At 42.7% G+C, this 15,470-nt stretch carries 14 protein-coding genes, 1 tRNA gene and 2 rRNA genes; 15 read left to right on the top strand and 2 right to left on the bottom strand.

The features are described from left to right. Positions 1 to 95: 95 nt before the first annotated feature. The 8 genes from KGMB01110_RS07455 to KGMB01110_RS07420 all read left to right on the top strand — a co-directional run bounded on the left by KGMB01110_RS07455 (position 96) and on the right by KGMB01110_RS07420 (position 7,065). Entirely contained in the window at positions 96 to 1,154 is a 1,059-nt protein-coding gene (locus tag KGMB01110_RS07455; RefSeq protein ID WP_119297942.1) for a galactitol-1-phosphate 5-dehydrogenase, read from the top strand. Between the two features lie 14 nt (positions 1,155 to 1,168). Further along, on the top strand, positions 1,169 to 1,471 hold the full coding sequence (locus tag KGMB01110_RS07450; RefSeq protein WP_119297941.1) for a hypothetical protein: 303 nt from the start codon (positions 1,169 to 1,171) through the stop codon (positions 1,469 to 1,471). A 127-nt stretch (positions 1,472 to 1,598) separates the two neighbouring features. Further along, positions 1,599 to 2,159, top strand: coding sequence for a 6-phospho-3-hexuloisomerase (gene hxlB / locus KGMB01110_RS07445; protein WP_117602878.1), 561 nt, complete (start codon positions 1,599 to 1,601; stop codon positions 2,157 to 2,159). A gap of 74 nt (positions 2,160 to 2,233) precedes the next feature. Then, positions 2,234 to 3,301: a galactitol-1-phosphate 5-dehydrogenase gene (locus KGMB01110_RS07440; protein ID WP_117602877.1), complete on the top strand. Its 1,068-nt coding sequence runs from the start codon at positions 2,234 to 2,236 to the stop codon at positions 3,299 to 3,301. Between the two features lie 102 nt (positions 3,302 to 3,403). After that, positions 3,404 to 4,771, top strand: coding sequence for a PTS sugar transporter subunit IIA (locus KGMB01110_RS07435; protein ID WP_119297940.1), 1,368 nt, complete (start codon positions 3,404 to 3,406; stop codon positions 4,769 to 4,771). 42 nt (positions 4,772 to 4,813) lie between these two features. After that, positions 4,814 to 5,083, top strand: a complete 270-nt coding sequence (locus KGMB01110_RS07430) for an HPr family phosphocarrier protein (protein WP_117602867.1) — start codon at positions 4,814 to 4,816, stop codon at positions 5,081 to 5,083. A 4-nt stretch (positions 5,084 to 5,087) separates the two neighbouring features. Next, a complete protein-coding gene (gene ptsP, locus KGMB01110_RS07425; protein ID WP_170141701.1) occupies positions 5,088 to 6,827 on the top strand; it encodes a phosphoenolpyruvate--protein phosphotransferase in 1,740 nt (579 codons plus the stop codon). A 37-nt stretch (positions 6,828 to 6,864) separates the two neighbouring features. Then, positions 6,865 to 7,065 carry a hypothetical protein gene (locus tag KGMB01110_RS07420; protein WP_119297938.1) on the top strand — a complete coding sequence of 67 codons (201 nt, stop codon included), beginning with the start codon at positions 6,865 to 6,867 and terminating at the stop codon, positions 7,063 to 7,065. 205 nt (positions 7,066 to 7,270) lie between these two features. Here the strand turns inward: KGMB01110_RS07420 and KGMB01110_RS07415 are convergent, their stop codons facing one another. Together KGMB01110_RS07415 and KGMB01110_RS07410 are read right to left on the bottom strand one after the other, a co-directional pair. Next, positions 7,271 to 7,921, bottom strand: a complete 651-nt coding sequence (locus KGMB01110_RS07415; RefSeq protein ID WP_119297937.1) for an SdpI family protein — start codon at positions 7,919 to 7,921, stop codon at positions 7,271 to 7,273. Further along, positions 7,905 to 8,189 carry an autorepressor SdpR family transcription factor gene (locus tag KGMB01110_RS07410; protein WP_136626682.1) on the bottom strand — a complete coding sequence of 95 codons (285 nt, stop codon included), beginning with the start codon at positions 8,187 to 8,189 and terminating at the stop codon, positions 7,905 to 7,907. Before KGMB01110_RS07410 ends, KGMB01110_RS07415 begins: the two co-directional genes overlap by 17 nt. A gap of 280 nt (positions 8,190 to 8,469) precedes the next feature. On the opposite strand from KGMB01110_RS07410, the gene KGMB01110_RS07405 reads away from it, so the two are divergent. From KGMB01110_RS07405 to rrf, 7 genes are all read left to right on the top strand, one after another. Further along, complete coding sequence (locus tag KGMB01110_RS07405) at positions 8,470 to 9,315, top strand: fumarate hydratase (protein WP_117889674.1); 846 nt, start codon at positions 8,470 to 8,472, stop codon at positions 9,313 to 9,315. 31 nt (positions 9,316 to 9,346) lie between these two features. After that, the gene (locus KGMB01110_RS07400) at positions 9,347 to 11,092 is read left to right on the top strand and encodes a DUF4153 domain-containing protein (protein ID WP_119297936.1); all 1,746 of its coding nucleotides are present in this window, start codon (positions 9,347 to 9,349) and stop codon (positions 11,090 to 11,092) included. 122 nt (positions 11,093 to 11,214) lie between these two features. Beyond that, a complete protein-coding gene (locus KGMB01110_RS07395; RefSeq protein ID WP_117602860.1) occupies positions 11,215 to 11,775 on the top strand; it encodes a Fe-S-containing hydro-lyase in 561 nt (186 codons plus the stop codon). A gap of 34 nt (positions 11,776 to 11,809) precedes the next feature. Continuing rightward, a complete protein-coding gene (locus KGMB01110_RS07390) occupies positions 11,810 to 12,526 on the top strand; it encodes a lysophospholipid acyltransferase family protein (RefSeq protein ID WP_119297935.1) in 717 nt (238 codons plus the stop codon). 268 nt (positions 12,527 to 12,794) lie between these two features. Further along, positions 12,795 to 12,882 (top strand) — tRNA-Ser (locus KGMB01110_RS07385). 424 nt (positions 12,883 to 13,306) lie between these two features. After that, positions 13,307 to 14,839 (top strand): 16S ribosomal RNA (locus KGMB01110_RS07380). 106 nt (positions 14,840 to 14,945) lie between these two features. Then, a 5S ribosomal RNA gene (rrf, locus tag KGMB01110_RS07375) occupies positions 14,946 to 15,063 on the top strand. The last annotated feature ends 407 nt before the right edge of the window (positions 15,064 to 15,470 follow it).

Here is a 15,470-nt window from a genome sequence, read left to right as displayed (position 1 = left end):
GATAAGAGAAGAATAGAGGTACATTCAGGTAAAATGTACAGGAAGTTATTGGAAATAGTTTATTCGTACGAATTAGAGAGAGGAAGAGTAAGATTATGAAAGCAATGGTATTACACGCAATTAATGATTTCAGATGTGAAGAGATTGAGACACCAACACCGAAGGGTGATGAGATTCTTGTAAAAATCGGTGCCTGTGGAATTTGTGGTTCCGATATTCCGCGTGTATACGAATTGGGAACAAGAGTATATCCGGTAGTAACAGGACATGAATTTTCCGGAGAAGTTGTAGCAGTAGGTAACGAGAAAGACAAAGATGTGATCGGTAAGAAAGTTGCTGTATTCCCGTTGATTCCATGCCGCAATTGTGACCCATGTGAAATTGGAAATTACTGCCAGTGCCAGAACTATGGATACTTAGGATCCCGTAACAACGGTGGATTCGCTCAGTATTGTCTGGTACCGTCCCGTTGGCACCTTGTAGAAGCTCAGAATCAGGATATCAACCTGGAAGAGCTGTGTATGACAGAGCCGGCCTGTGTTGCTCAGCATGCACTGAGAAGAGGTGGAGTAAATGCAGGACAGACTGTATTGATCTTCGGAGCAGGCCCGATCGGTATTATGATGGCAAGATGGGCAAAAATCTTTGGAGCAAAAGAAGTTGCACTGGTAGATATTGATGATGTAAAAGTAAAATTTGCAGAAGATAGAGGATTTACTGTAATCAACAGTATCAAAGAAGATGTAGTAGCACGTGTCAATGAAATGACAAACGGACGTGGAATGGACGTTGTTGTAGAAGGAACAGGAAGCTCTGCAGGATTGAACAATGCAATCCAGTGTACAAGAATCGGTGGAAATCTTGTATGGATGGGTAACCCGCATACTGATACAAAGATCGAACTGGCAAACCACAGCCTGATCCTGAGAAAAGAACTGAACATGCTTGGAATCTGGAACTCCAGCTATTCTGAGACACCGATCAATGAGTGGAAATACACGGTACAGATGATCAGTGAAGGAAAACTGGAGGTAGGTGACCTGATCACACACAAGGCTGGTATCGAGGGAATGAAGAAACTCTTCGATCAGATCCACGATCACGAGATCGTTATCTGTAAAGCAATTTACAGTGCTGCTCTTGACAACGAGTAAGGAGAATATAAAACGTGAAGAAGAAAATCGATTTCAACAAATATATCACAGAACATATCACAGATATCCTGGGAGAAGACAGTATTCAAAAAGGATACCTGAAAAAGTTCCAGAAGAACTTTGCAGCGCTGGATATGAAGATGAATGAACTGATCGCAGACAAGCCGGAAGTGTTGCAGGATCCTGTATTCCTGCTTGGAATCTTCGACTGGTCCATCAATCAGCTGTTTACCATCAACCAGGTGGGATTGACTCTGACAACAGACGTATCCCGTTACAAGGCATCTTTTATAAAGTTAATTGAAGAAAATCGATAGAGTAATAAAAGAAATCTGAGGAAAAGGCGATGGACAATCTCTGACAGAAGATGATGGAAATTTTCGGAAGAGTCGGAGAGTGAAATCGGCTGAATCAGAGGATGAATCGGTAGGAGGAATAAGATTCATGGATTTTACACAGGCAAAACAGACCGTTTTAAGCGAACTTCAGGGCGTGTTTGATACAGTAGATGAAAAACAGGTAGTAGAGCTGACAGAGATGATCTGTAGCGCCGAAAAGGTATTCGTAGTTGGCGTGGGAAGAGTGCTTCTGATGCTTCAGGCTTTCACAAAGAGACTGAACCATCTTGGAATCGAGGCAAACTTTGTTGGTGCTATCGATGAGCCTGCAATCACAGACAAAGACCTTCTGATCGTTGGATCAGGATCCGGAGAAAGTGCAGTTCCGGTTGCTATCGTTAAGATTGCAAAGAAATATAATGCAAAGATCGCGCATATCGGATCCAATGCAAACAGCAGTATGACTCCTTACGAAGATCTGTTCGTAAGAATCCCATGCAGCACCAAACTGGATCTTCCGGATGAGATAAAATCAAACCAGGTAATGAGCAGCTTGTTTGAGCAGAGTCTGCTTCTTCTCGGAGATATGATCGCACTGTTGATCGTAGACAAAGAAGGAATTACAGACTTACACAGCCTCTGGAGAAAGCACGCAAACCTGGAATAAGGTTTTGAAATTCAATAAATAAGAAAGATAAAATTAGAAATAAAAAAGTTTCAGCATAAACGGAGGAGTTTATTATGCAGAAAATGATGTACGCAGCTAACTTACATGCCCCTAATGATTTAAGATATGAGCAGGTTCCGATACCGGAACTTGGAGCAGAAGATGTTCTGGTAAAAGTATCTGCCTGTGGAGTATGCGGATCTGATATCCCGCGTGTTCTGACACAGGGAACTTATCACTTCCCGACCATTCCGGGACATGAATTTGGTGGCACAATCACTGAAGTTGGAGAAAGCGTATCTAAAGACATCATCGGTAAGAGAGTTGCAGTTATTCCGTTGATTCCATGCCGTACCTGTAAATTCTGTGAAGTTGGACAGTTTGCTCTGTGCGAGCATTATGATTTTCTGGGATCCAGAAATGATGGTGGTTTCGCTGAGTATGTAAAAGTACCGGAGAAGAACCTGGTATTCGTACCGGATAATGTAGATGAAGAATCTGTTGCATTCCTGGAGCCGATCTCTGTTGCACTCCATGTAGTATCCAACAACGAAGTAAAGGTTGGAGAAGACGTAGCTGTATACGGACTGGGAGCAATCGGTATCTTCGTAGCACAGTGGGCAAAGGCATTTGGAGCAGCTCATGTATTCGCAATCGATCTGGATCCGAAGAAAGTTGCAGTTGCAAAGGAAATGGGTCTGGTAGATGCAATCTGCAGTGCTGAAGAAGATGCAGAAGCAATTATTAAAGAAAAGACAAACGGCAATGGACTGGACGCTGTATTCGAGGCATCCGGAGCAGGTGTTGTATTCAATCAGGCAATCGCACTGTTAAAGAGCGGCGGACGTATGGGACTGGTAGGAAGACCGACAAAATCTCTGGAAATCACCAACCCGACATACGAGAAAATCCTTCGTGGACAGATCACCATCAAAGGTACATGGAGTTTCGAATTCAAGAGACTTCCACACAACGCATGGGATATCGCTCTTGAAGCACTGAGCAGCGGAAAGATCAAGACAGCACCGATCATTTCCCACAGACTGCCGCTGTCTAAGACATATGATGCAGTGAAGATCATGGCAGATCATTCGGAATTCTTCTACAAGATTCTGATCGAGCCAGCTCTGGATGAGAAATAGATTGCCGGCAAGAACGCTTTTGCGTTTTTGAAATAAAATCATATAATAGCCCTATACGAGAAACACCTCTTTGTCAATGCCAGGCAAAGGGGTGTTTTTCGTATGCGTATTTATTGCACGATACATTATGACAGATTATATGGTGAAGTGACGGAAATTCGGTTTGACCGGTTTTTTGAAATGTTGACGCCGGATGAGATTCCGGAGATCGAGAATAAATATCTGAATATGGTCTGGCACAGTGCAAATCGGGAATCAAGAAAAAACAGCCATTCTGTTTTCACGCAACATGAGATCCAGACGTTTTTGCATCGAATAGAAGAGGCGTTTGGCTATTATATTCCATGGGAAAGAGATGGGATTCTTAATATTTCAAAAGATATGGATGTGTTTCTTAACAAGCATTTGCTTGGACTTCGGTTTCCGTATGAAGATGAAATTGGGTATAGCATTAAAAACTGGGAGAAAGAGTATGAACTTTGTAAAAGTCTGCTGACGGCACTGATCTCGAATAAGAGTAGGAAAGTATATCAGCCGACGGAATATGAAGTAGCAGAAATTCTGGTGGAAGTGGTATCCTGTCTTGCTAATTCGGAATTTGAAGCGCTGAGCAATAAACATGAGATTGTAGTAGTGAGCAGTGGAATTGTAAATGAATCTCGATTGATCAAATATCGATTGGAGCAGTTGTTCAGTAATGTAAATGAAATAAAATGTTTGTCATATCATGAGTTTTTAAAAGTAAAAGATTTTCTGGATTATGATATTCTTCTGAGTACGATTGATCTGCCGGAAATAGAGGAAAAGTACTATAAGATTTCCTCGGTTGTAACAAAAGAAGAATTGATTAATCTGGTTCATGTGATGCAATTCAGACTTCCGATCACTGAGCGAAGAAGGATTGTGAATGAAACAGTGAATGTCATGATGAGGATGCCGGAAATCCAAAAGGAGCAGAAGCTGATGTTGTCTATGGAAATAGCAAAATATTTGCAGGAACGTCAGTATAAAGAACCAAATAAGAGTATGAAAGGGTTAAGTGATCTTTTGGATAGCGATTTGGTGAAGGTACAGGCTACTGTGAATTCCGGAGATGAAGCAATTCAATTGGCAGGAGATTTATTGATGCATCGAGGTTTAATCCGGCAAAAGCAGATTGATACGATGATTGATCTGAATCAGAAGTATCGTGGATATACTGTCATAGACGAGGGAGTGGCGTTTCCGCATTTGTTGACGGATGCTGTGGATGTGCCATGTATCAGTCTGGTGACATTGGAACACGAAGTTCCGATGCATGAAGGTGGAAGAAGTGTATCGATTATTATTATGTTGATATCTAATGATGATACCTCACACATTGCGATTATCGAGGACATCATAGAACTTCTGAATGATCCTCAGAAAAAGAAGAAAATCAGAGAAGCAAAATGTGCGAAAGATATCAGAGACGTAATCAATCCTATTTAATCCTATTCAAAATTAATTACACAAAAAGGGGGAGTTTGTATTATGATCAGCGAAAAAATTACGATCCGAAACAAGAGTGGATTGCATGCAAGACCGGCAGGAGATTTCGTGGAAACAGCGAAACGGTATGAGGCAGATATTAAAGTCAGTTTAAATGGAAAGAAGAAGAGTGCAAAGAGTGTGATCGGAATACTGACTTTGGGAATTCATAAGGGAAGTGTGATTGAAGTAACTGCGGATGGTTCAGATGAAAAAGAGGCAATGGATGCGATTCTGACACTGGCAGCAGCAAACTTTAATGAGGAGGAATAAAGCAATGAAAGGGATTGCAATTTCATCTGGAGAGGCGATTGCCAAACCTCTGGTTCTTGAAGAAGTATCTTTTGAGGATATGCTGCAGATAGAGACAGAAGATGTTGAGCAGGAGCTGAAACGATTTCAGGTATCAAGAAACCATATGAAATCTTATTTTCAGGATTTGATCAGACAACGCGGAGCGTCGCTTTCGGAAGAAGCACTGGCAATTATAAAGATTCATCTGGAGTTCCTGGATGATCCGGAACTGGTGGAAAATACAGAAGAGCTGATCCGGGAAGATCAGCTATGCGCAGAATCTGCACTGATTCAGAATGAACGAATGATTTGTCAGGTACTGGCAGAGGTGGAAGATGAATATATTAAAGAGAGGGCGGCTGATATCAAAGATGTGTCAAAACGGATCTTATTGGATCTTCAGGGTGTGAAAGGAAATGATATCACTATTTTGGATCAGGATGTCATTCTGGTTGCGGAAGAACTGGAACCGTCGCAATTGGTGGCTGGAGATGCAAGACATATTAAAGGAATTGTCTGTGAAAAAGGTGGAAGAACAGCGCATGTGGCGATTATTGCAAGAAGTATGTCGATTCCGGCAGTGTTTGGAATTGATCAGGCAGTTGAAAAATTAAAAGAGGCAGAAAACATTTATCTTCATGGTTCGCAAGGAATCGTGGAGACAAATAAGACGGTCGAAGAACAGAAAATCATTCTGGACAATATTGCACGTGCCGATGCGCTTCGGAAAGGATTAGAACCTTTTTCAAAACAGCTCGGAAAGACAGAAGATGGACAACATATTGCAATACGTGCCAACATAGGTGGAATTGCAGATGCAAAAAGAGCGAAGGAAGCAGGAGCAGAAGGAATTGGACTGTTTCGAACAGAATTTTTATTTATGGAAGCATCCAGAATGCCATCAGAAGAAGAACAGATGGAAGTTTATAAATCAGTTCTGGAAACATTTTCGGATGCAAAGGTAACGATTCGTACATTTGATGCAGGCGGAGATAAGCAGATAGAATATTTAGACATGCCAATAGAAACGAATCCGTTTCTTGGATGCAGAGCGATTCGCTTCTGTCTGAAGAGAAAAGAGCTGTTGAAAAAACAATTACGTGCCTTGTTAAGAGCCAGTGTGTATGGACATTTGCGAATTATGTATCCGATGATTTCGGGAATCGGAGAATTTCGAGAAGCAAATGCGGTGCTGGAGGAGGCAAAACAGGAATTGAAAGATGAGGGGATTCCTGTTGCAGATGATGTAGAAGTGGGACTTATGATTGAAGTTCCGTCCGCAGCACTGTGTGCGGAAACCCTGGCAAAAGAAGCGGATTTCTTTTCTATAGGAAGTAATGATCTGACACAGTACACAATGGCAGTAGACCGTGACAATCCGAATGTAAGTGAACTGTTTACAGAATTTCATCCGGCAGTTTTGAAATTGATAAAAATGACGGTGGACGGTGCACATAAACATGGAAAACATGTTTGTATCTGTGGAGAGTTTGGAGGAAATACTTTGGCAACAAGATTGCTGATGGCATTAGGTCTTGATGAACTGAGTATGAATCCGAATTCTATGAATCGTGTGAAAAAAATCTTGTCACTGACAAATCGGGAAGAACCTGAGATCTCTTATACATATTTGACAGAGGAACTTTCAGATGCAGAAGAAATCAAAGAAACACTGAAAGAGGATTTGATAAAAAAGAATTTGGGTGCGCTTTTGGATTTGTAAAGGTACGGGATGGAATTTAGTTTGAGAGGTAAGTGCGATGAAAAAAATATTTGCTTCAACAGCGGTTGTAATGTTAGTTTCTTTATTATTAGCGATTGCAGTGGGAATTGCTGTTCTGATCGGGACGAATGTATTGTATGTTGCAATGGGAAAAGAGGGGGTACTTGTTGCGCTCCTTGGTGGAGCAGCAATCCTTGGAATTTTGCTGTTGGTGATCGACAGGGTGAAGAGAAAATAGTTGGTAACCAGTTTGTAGATTTAAGAAATTTACATGAAATCCCGATTCTATGAAGAAAAATGCAAAACAGAGCAGATATATTTATGGAAACATGATATGTCTGCTCTGTTTTTTATGAAGGTTTCTTTCTTATTTTTCTGCAAAAGGGATGTTCCCGTTGCAACCTTTTGTGGTAAGATAATGATTTTCGTCAACGCATTTTGCTCTAAAATCCCATGTGCTTTCTGTAATATAAATAAGATGCAACAGCTGGAATCAAAGTAATTATCAGAGTAATTGCAATGAAAACATATACGGGATCTATCAGGTGTTGAAAGCTTGCAAGAATTGTAAGAATTCCGCCGCCAATCCACCACTTTCCAGCCATGCGGTGGGTATAGTCCCAGGTGTCTTCATTGCTGAGGGTCCAGGGAAGTTTAATACCGATGGTATAATTCTGACGGCACTTCGGCAGGTAATTGCCAAGAACAATATACAGAACTCCGACTAGCAGGATGGCCAGAGTATCAACAGATAAAATGTTATAGTTCAGAGCAGTTCCGTACATGGTTACAGCTACAAAGAGGGAAACTAACGGGCAAATGCACAGAATCAGCCGATAGATTTTCTGGCTGATATTGCTTTTTCGCGGATCTGAAGCGGTAACAAATGCACAGAGAAGGTGCATAGCGGCGCAAAACAGATAGATTCCTATGACAGCGAAAGGCTTTCCGCTATATCCGTCAACTACGCCCTGTCCGTTAAAATGTGTAGGCATTTTATCGGGAAGCTGATTCCAAAGGAAAAGTCCGACAAACATCGGAAGTAGTGTGACAAATGTTGTGACAAGGATAAATCCTTTATTTTTCTTGATCATGAGAAACATCTCCTTTCAGCTCTGATAGCCAGAGCATGACTTCTTCCACAACAGAAGTATTCAGTGTGTAATAAATATAATTTTTTTCTTTTGATTCAAAGATCAATCCGGCCTTTTTTAAAATACTGAGGTGATAGGAAATTGTGGCTCCGGTCATCTCGAAGTGAGAACCAATCTCGCCGGCGGACAATCGACCATTTTTCAGTAATGTCAGGATTTCACGGCGAATCGGGTCGGATAAGGCTTTGAATGTTTCAGCAAATCCCATAAAAATCACTTCCGATAAAAAACTATTTAGAAAATTTTCTAATTACTTTATAACACTTTCAGGGGGAGAAAGCAATAACTATTTAGAAAAAATTCTAAATTACTTGTTTGTTCCATCTAAACGCGTGAATCTAAAAACAGTTGTTTCGGAGATTCCATGAGAAAGAACCGTAGTTTTTGCAAAACAACAGATGGTATGTTTCATGTTGGAAACAGGGTATATATTTTCTTCAAACTATATTATAATAAAAAGAAAATCTAAAACTAAGGATGGATGAAATATGATTCGAACGATTCAAGTCGGAGAAATAACAAGAAATATTAAGGAGATGTGTATTGAGGCAAATCACTTCTTATCGGAAGACATGGACTGTGCGTTAAAGAATGCAGAACAGACGGAAAAGGCTCCTCTTGGAAAGCAGATTCTGGGGCAATTGCAGGAAAATCTTGAGATTGCAGCAAAGGATATGATTCCAATCTGTCAGGATACCGGAATGGCAGTTATTTTTCTGGAAATCGGACAGGATGTGCATCTGGAAGGCGGAGATCTGACGGAAGCAGTCAATGAAGGCGTGCGCCAGGGATATGTGGAAGGCTATCTGCGGAAATCGGTAGTAGGAGATCCGATCCTCAGAGAAAATACGAAAGATAATACACCGGCGATCCTTCATACCAGGATTGTTCCGGGTGATCAGGTGAAGATCAAGGTTGCGCCGAAAGGATTCGGAAGTGAAAATATGAGTCGTGTTTTTATGCTGAAACCGGCAGAAGGAATCGAAGGGGTGAAGCAGGCGATTCTGACGGCTGTAAAGGATGCGGGACCGAATGCCTGTCCGCCGATGGTAGTAGGCGTAGGAATCGGTGGAACCTTTGAAAAATGTGCCCTGATGGCGAAAGAGGCATTGACGAGAGAAGTGGGAACCCATTCGGACATTGCATGGGTAAAAGATCTGGAAGAGGAAATGCTCTCAAAGATCAATGGCCTGGGAATCGGACCGGGTGGACTTGGCGGAACGACCACGGCACTTGCAGTCAACGTAAATACCTATCCGACCCATATTGCAGGACTTCCGGTCGGAATCAATATCTGCTGTCATGTGAACCGGCATGCGGTAAGGACGATTTAATGGTCAGACAGATTGTATAAGGAGGAACTGCATGGGAAATGTGAGATCGCTAATGGATCGATCTTCCAGAGAAATCAGAGAGTGTTTCAGGAGATACCCGGTGACGATTCTGCTTGTGGCAGCAGTTACCGTTCTGGAGGCAGCGATACTGGATATGAAGAATCAGCCGATGCTGGAAAGGGGAGTGTTGCCGTTTCTGTTCTGGCTGGTGATAGGAATGTTCTTCGCGGAATCATATTGGTATCAAAGAAATATAAAAATTTCCAGGAAAGGGATTTTATGTTTCTTTCTGATATTGGTGTCTTTAAGAATTGCTTCAGGAAACTACTTCTATGGAAAAAGAGAGCTGCAAACCGGATTTTGGCTGACACGCCTTGAGATGGTTTATCTGAGTCTGATGCTGCTTGGTGCGGTATATTTCTGCTATCGAAGATCGAAAGATGGGTTCGCAGAATATGTTTTGAAGGTCTTTGCAAATATGATACGGATTCATATTGTGTATTTGGCTCTTTTGATTGGTGTCGGACTGATCAGTGCGATCATTTATACGCTGTTTATTCGCGGATATAGCTTTTCTTTGTTGGAACGTCTGGTGATTCTGGTGACGGGGCTGTATTATGTGCCGTCTTGGCTGTTTGCACTGACGGAAACCGAATCAGAGGCGGAGCGGTTTGCAAAAATTGTGGTGAAAGGGATCGTATTTCCGCTTGCACTGATCGTGTATGTGATTATTTATGTATATATATTGAAGATACTGGTTTATCAGGATATTCCGTCGAATCAGATTTATCTGATCGTGACAGTGGCGTTTTTGCTCGGAGTGGCAGCTTGGACGATGATGGAAGCGGTAGAAGGGCATGGGGGCCGGAATGAACTGGATGATGAAAGAGAAAAACAGGGAAAACATCAGGAGCCGCTGAAGATGGCTCGGATTGCGGAAAGATTACCCTGGTTATTTATTCCACTGATTTTTTTGCAAATCTATTCGGTTGGGATTCGGATCTGGCAGTTTGGCGTGACACCGCAACGTTACTTTGGAATAATATGGCTTGTGGTAGAAACGATTTATCTGTGTCTTTATTTCCGGGGGGCTGAAAAGATGCAGAAAATAGTTCCGGTTTGTATTGTGATTTCTGGTATAATTTGGGCGATGCCGGGCGTGAATGCTTATGATATGTCGTTTTACAGTCAGATTCATAATCTGGAACTTGTCAGGGCAAAGGATGACCTGAATACGGCTGAGAAGGAAAAAGTCAGCGGAGCTTACCGGTATCTGACGGAAGCGGTCGGAGGTGAATCCTACTTAAAAGAAAATTATACGACCGGACAGTTGGAAAAAATGGAGAAAATAGCCGGAGAAAACAAAACGGGAGATGTGGCGGCAGGAGAAACGGTTTTGATTTATACAGAGTATATGAATCAGAATCTGGACATCCGGGGATATTCCAGCCTGCAAAGGGTTACCTGTGATCTGAGTGGAGCGGAAGAAACGGAAGATCTAATGCAGATTAAATTGACAGAGAACAGCAGTGGATCAGTAATTGGGGTTGTGAATCTTGAAAATTTTATTTCACAGTGTGTGGAAGTTGGGATTCATAATCTGAAGGATGAGGATGGAGAAGCGACAACAGAAATTACTGCATTTGCGGCAGAACAAAGCCGAATTGCAATTGATGACAATACGCTGTTTGTGATAGATACCGTTTCGATGGAAGTTGAAAAGAACACGAAACAGGTACAGGCAATTTATATAGAAGGATACTGGATGACAAAATGAAAAATGGCAGGCGGTGATTGCTGAAAAATGTATAAGAACAGATTTTGGAGAATGGATCAGTGAATCAAGTGAAAAATGAGTGCCAGAGATACAGGGATTAGAAAAGAAAGAAGGAAGAAACGATGGAAAAACATATAGAAGCACCGATTAAAAAAGATGTGGCAAATTCGTTGCATGCCGGAGATTATGTATATATTACGGGAACGATTTATACGGCAAGAGATGCAGCTCATAAGAGAATGTATGAAGCGTTGGGAAGAGGCGAAGAACTGCCGGTAGACATCAGAGAGCAGATGATCTATTATATGGGACCGTCACCGGCGAGAGAAGGACGCCCTATCGGTTCTGCAGGGCCGACAACAGCAAGCCGTATGGATAAATATGCTCCGCAGTTGCTGGATCTGGGGCTGGGAGCGATGATTGGCAAAGGAAAAAGAAGCCCGGAAGTCATCGAGGCAATCAAACGCAATCAGTCGGTATATTTTGCTGCGGTAGGCGGTGCGGGTGCGCTCCTTTCAAAATGTATCAAGAAGTCAGAGGTTGTGGCGTATGATGATCTGGGAACGGAAGCAATCCGGAAGCTGGAAGTGGAAGATTTTCCGGTGGTTGTGGTAATTGACTGTGAGGGGAATAATTTATATGAAACGGCGATCAGAGAATATAGAACGCTGAAAGAGGAATAAAAACAAAAGAAAAGATACGAAAGTGAGTAAAAAAATGGGAAGAATCGTGATGATGGTGCTGCGAAATATTTTTCTGGTGCCAATAATGTGGTTTAAGTTGTGCTATTATGCAGCGCATGTGGAGAAATATACGGAAGAACAGCGTTATGAAATGTTGAGATTTATTGATCATCGGGCAGTTAAAGGGGGAAATGTCCGGATAGATGTCTATGGGGCGGAAAATATTCCGAAGGAAAATGGATTTATGTTTTTTCCTAATCATCAGGGATTGTTTGATGTGCTTGCGATTATGGAAGCGTGTCCGACTCCGTTTTCCGTTGTATTTAAAAAAGAAGTGGCAAAAGTTCCGTTTTTAAAAGAGGTGTTTGCCTGTATGAAAGCCTATATGATGGACAGAGAAGATATTCGTCAGTCGATGAAAGTTATTATGAGTGTCACAAAGGAAGTTCAAAGTGGAAGAAATTATCTGATTTTTCCGGAAGGAACCCGCTCCAAAAATGGAAATAAAATCGGAGAGTTTAAAGGAGGAAGTTTTAAAGCAGCGACCAAGGCGAGGTGCCCGATCATACCGGTTGCGTTGGTTGATTCTTTCAAACCCTTTGACACCCACTCCATCAGACAGGCTGTTGTGCAGGTGCATTTTCTGAAACCGATGTATTATGAGGATTATAAAGATATGAAAACGACGGAGATAGCAGCGATTGTTCATGATCAGGTTCAGAAGACGATCGATGAACATCTTGCAGAATAGTTGTAGCAGACTGCATCATGGATGTGCCTGGGAATAAATAGGTCTGGTTTTCTTCTATATATAGAAGAAACAGAGCGTGAAAGAACCATATCTGGGAAGAGATGGAACTTAGAAATCAGGCTTAAAAGAGCGCATAAAAAAATCTTATAAAAATGTGAAATAGACATTGACAGAAAGAAAAGCTTTTAGTATAATAACTTTTGCACTCAGCGAAAATGCAAAGTGTAATTGAATACAGGCCTATCATTGGTAGGTTGATTCAGTAGCTGGAGAAATACTCAAGAGGCTGAAGAGGCGCCCCTGCTAAGGGTGTAGGTCGGGTGACCGGCGCGAGGGTTCAAATCCCTCTTTCTCCGTTCTAAATATAAGAACTGCTTCGAAAAAGTTTTTAAAAAAAGTTTAAAAAACTGTTGACAAAGCTTAAAGATGTATGGTATTATATTTAGGCTGACTCGTGAGAGCACAGCAAAGAAAAAGAACATTGATAACTGAACAATAGACAACAACCCTTGAAAATTTCTTATAAGAGAAAAAATTCAAGAACGTATTGGACACGAGGAAGTTCGGCGAAGCCGAACGGCTTTCACACTAGATTCGTGAAGAACCTCATCAAGTGTTCAATGCCAAACAACAGTAAAAAGGGAAGAATTAGCCAGAAGGTTGATTCTGAACTGGACACAAACGAAGAAGCTTCGACAGTTCTAAGTTCGTGGGAGACCTCGCTCAGAACATGCGAAGCGTAAACGAACATAAGGCTTCAAAGAACAAAGCCTAAGTTCTTTATACGAGAGTTTGATCCTGGCTCAGGATGAACGCTGGCGGCGTGCTTAACACATGCAAGTCGAACGAAGCACTTGATTTGATTTTCTTCGGAGATGAAGATCCTGTGACTGAGTGGCGGACGGGTGAGTAACGCGTGGGCAACCTGCCTTGTACAGGGGGATAACAGTTAGAAATGACTGCTAATACCGCATAAGACCACAGCATCACATGATGCAGGGGTAAAAACTGAGGTGGTACAAGATGGGCCCGCGTCTGATTAGCTGGTTGGTGAGGTAACGGCTCACCAAGGCGACGATCAGTAGCCGACCTGAGAGGGTGACCGGCCACATTGGGACTGAGACACGGCCCAAACTCCTACGGGAGGCAGCAGTGGGGAATATTGCACAATGGGGGAAACCCTGATGCAGCGACGCCGCGTGAGTGAAGAAGTATTTCGGTATGTAAAGCTCTATCAGCAGGGAAGAAAATGACGGTACCTGACTAAGAAGCCCCGGCTAACTACGTGCCAGCAGCCGCGGTAATACGTAGGGGGCAAGCGTTATCCGGATTTACTGGGTGTAAAGGGAGCGTAGACGGAACAGCAAGTCTGATGTGAAAACCCGGGGCTCAACCCCGGGACTGCATTGGAAACTGTTGATCTAGAGTGTCGGAGAGGTAAGTGGAATTCCTAGTGTAGCGGTGAAATGCGTAGATATTAGGAGGAACACCAGTGGCGAAGGCGGCTTACTGGACGATGACTGACGTTGAGGCTCGAAAGCGTGGGGAGCAAACAGGATTAGATACCCTGGTAGTCCACGCCGTAAACGATGACTACTAGGTGTCGGGTGGCAAAGCCATTCGGTGCCGCAGCAAACGCAATAAGTAGTCCACCTGGGGAGTACGTTCGCAAGAATGAAACTCAAAGGAATTGACGGGGACCCGCACAAGCGGTGGAGCATGTGGTTTAATTCGAAGCAACGCGAAGAACCTTACCTGCCCTTGACATCCGAATGACCGGTGAGTAATGTCGCCTTTCCTTCGGGACATTCGAGACAGGTGGTGCATGGTTGTCGTCAGCTCGTGTCGTGAGATGTTGGGTTAAGTCCCGCAACGAGCGCAACCCTTATCTTTAGTAGCCAGCAATTAGGATGGGCACTCTAGAGAGACTGCCAGGGATAACCTGGAGGAAGGTGGGGATGACGTCAAATCATCATGCCCCTTATGGGCAGGGCTACACACGTGCTACAATGGCGTAAACAAAGGGAAGCAGAGTCGTGAGGCCGAGCAAATCTCAAAAATAACGTCTCAGTTCGGATTGTAGTCTGCAACTCGACTACATGAAGCTGGAATCGCTAGTAATCGCGAATCAGAATGTCGCGGTGAATACGTTCCCGGGTCTTGTACACACCGCCCGTCACACCATGGGAGTTGGTAACGCCCGAAGTCAGTGACCCAACCGTAAGGAGGGAGCTGCCGAAGGTGGGACCGATAACTGGGGTGAAGTCGTAACAAGGTAGCCGTATCGGAAGGTGCGGCTGGATCACCTCCTTTCTAAGGATAAAGAAATATTTCTTTCGTCTGGAACAATCCAACTAAAACGGAAGAAAAAGTAGAGAGTGCTGTTGTCTATTGTTGGGTTATCAATAACCTAAAGGTTTTTGGTGGCGATGCGCTTAAGGGAAACACCCGTTCTCATCCCGAACACGATGGTTAAGCCTTAAGCGGCCGATGGTACTGCACTGGTAACGGTGTGGGAGAGTAGGTGGCCGCCAAAATTGAAAAAGAATAAATGAAAGAGCGGAATCGCTGCTCGACATTTATGCATAGATACAGACACAGGCAACTGAAAAGAGGGGAGCCTGAGGTCAACCCCATCAGCAGGGAAGTGCTGTTCGGATAGCTGGTTTTACCAGTGATTAGAGAGTTGAACAAAAAGAAAGAGGAAGTTCTAAAAGTGTTCAGGTTTCTAATGACTGATAAATTCAGTCAATGAAATAAAGAGAAGATGCGAAGCAACATCGAGCATCTTTATGTACCTTGAAAATCGCATACAAAGATAAGATAGAAATATCAAGACATCCGAGGTAATGTTAACAACATTAACTTGTTCGAAGAAAACGAACTAAAATAATTGAACTATTACCAACGCATGTAACGCTATACATGTGTGGCTGAGATTCAT

The organism is Mediterraneibacter butyricigenes (assembly GCF_003574295.1).
In the GTDB taxonomy this organism is placed as follows: domain Bacteria; phylum Bacillota; class Clostridia; order Lachnospirales; family Lachnospiraceae; genus Mediterraneibacter_A; species Mediterraneibacter_A butyricigenes.
Note: the sequence above shows the minus strand (reverse complement) of the source record. Positions and strands in the feature narration are given on the sequence as shown.

Bases quoted from the DNA above. Each gene is read 5' to 3' on its own strand.
- hxlB (WP_117602878.1), top strand. From the start codon at position 1,599: ATGGATTTTACACAGGCAAAACAGACCGTTTTAAGCGAACTTCAGGGC.
- KGMB01110_RS07455 (WP_119297942.1), top strand. From the start codon at position 96: ATGAAAGCAATGGTATTACACGCAATTAATGATTTCAGATGTGAAGAG.
- ptsP (WP_170141701.1), top strand. From the start codon at position 5,088: ATGAAAGGGATTGCAATTTCATCTGGAGAGGCGATTGCCAAACCTCTG.
- KGMB01110_RS07440 (WP_117602877.1), top strand. From the start codon at position 2,234: ATGCAGAAAATGATGTACGCAGCTAACTTACATGCCCCTAATGATTTA.
- KGMB01110_RS07390 (WP_119297935.1), top strand. From the start codon at position 11,810: ATGGGAAGAATCGTGATGATGGTGCTGCGAAATATTTTTCTGGTGCCA.
- KGMB01110_RS07435 (WP_119297940.1), top strand. From the start codon at position 3,404: ATGCGTATTTATTGCACGATACATTATGACAGATTATATGGTGAAGTG.
- KGMB01110_RS07400 (WP_119297936.1), top strand. From the start codon at position 9,347: ATGGGAAATGTGAGATCGCTAATGGATCGATCTTCCAGAGAAATCAGA.
- KGMB01110_RS07415 (WP_119297937.1), bottom strand. From the start codon at position 7,921: ATGATCAAGAAAAATAAAGGATTTATCCTTGTCACAACATTTGTCACA.
- KGMB01110_RS07420 (WP_119297938.1), top strand. From the start codon at position 6,865: ATGAAAAAAATATTTGCTTCAACAGCGGTTGTAATGTTAGTTTCTTTA.
- KGMB01110_RS07410 (WP_136626682.1), bottom strand. From the start codon at position 8,189: ATGGGATTTGCTGAAACATTCAAAGCCTTATCCGACCCGATTCGCCGT.
- KGMB01110_RS07395 (WP_117602860.1), top strand. From the start codon at position 11,215: ATGGAAAAACATATAGAAGCACCGATTAAAAAAGATGTGGCAAATTCG.
- KGMB01110_RS07430 (WP_117602867.1), top strand. From the start codon at position 4,814: ATGATCAGCGAAAAAATTACGATCCGAAACAAGAGTGGATTGCATGCA.
- KGMB01110_RS07405 (WP_117889674.1), top strand. From the start codon at position 8,470: ATGATTCGAACGATTCAAGTCGGAGAAATAACAAGAAATATTAAGGAG.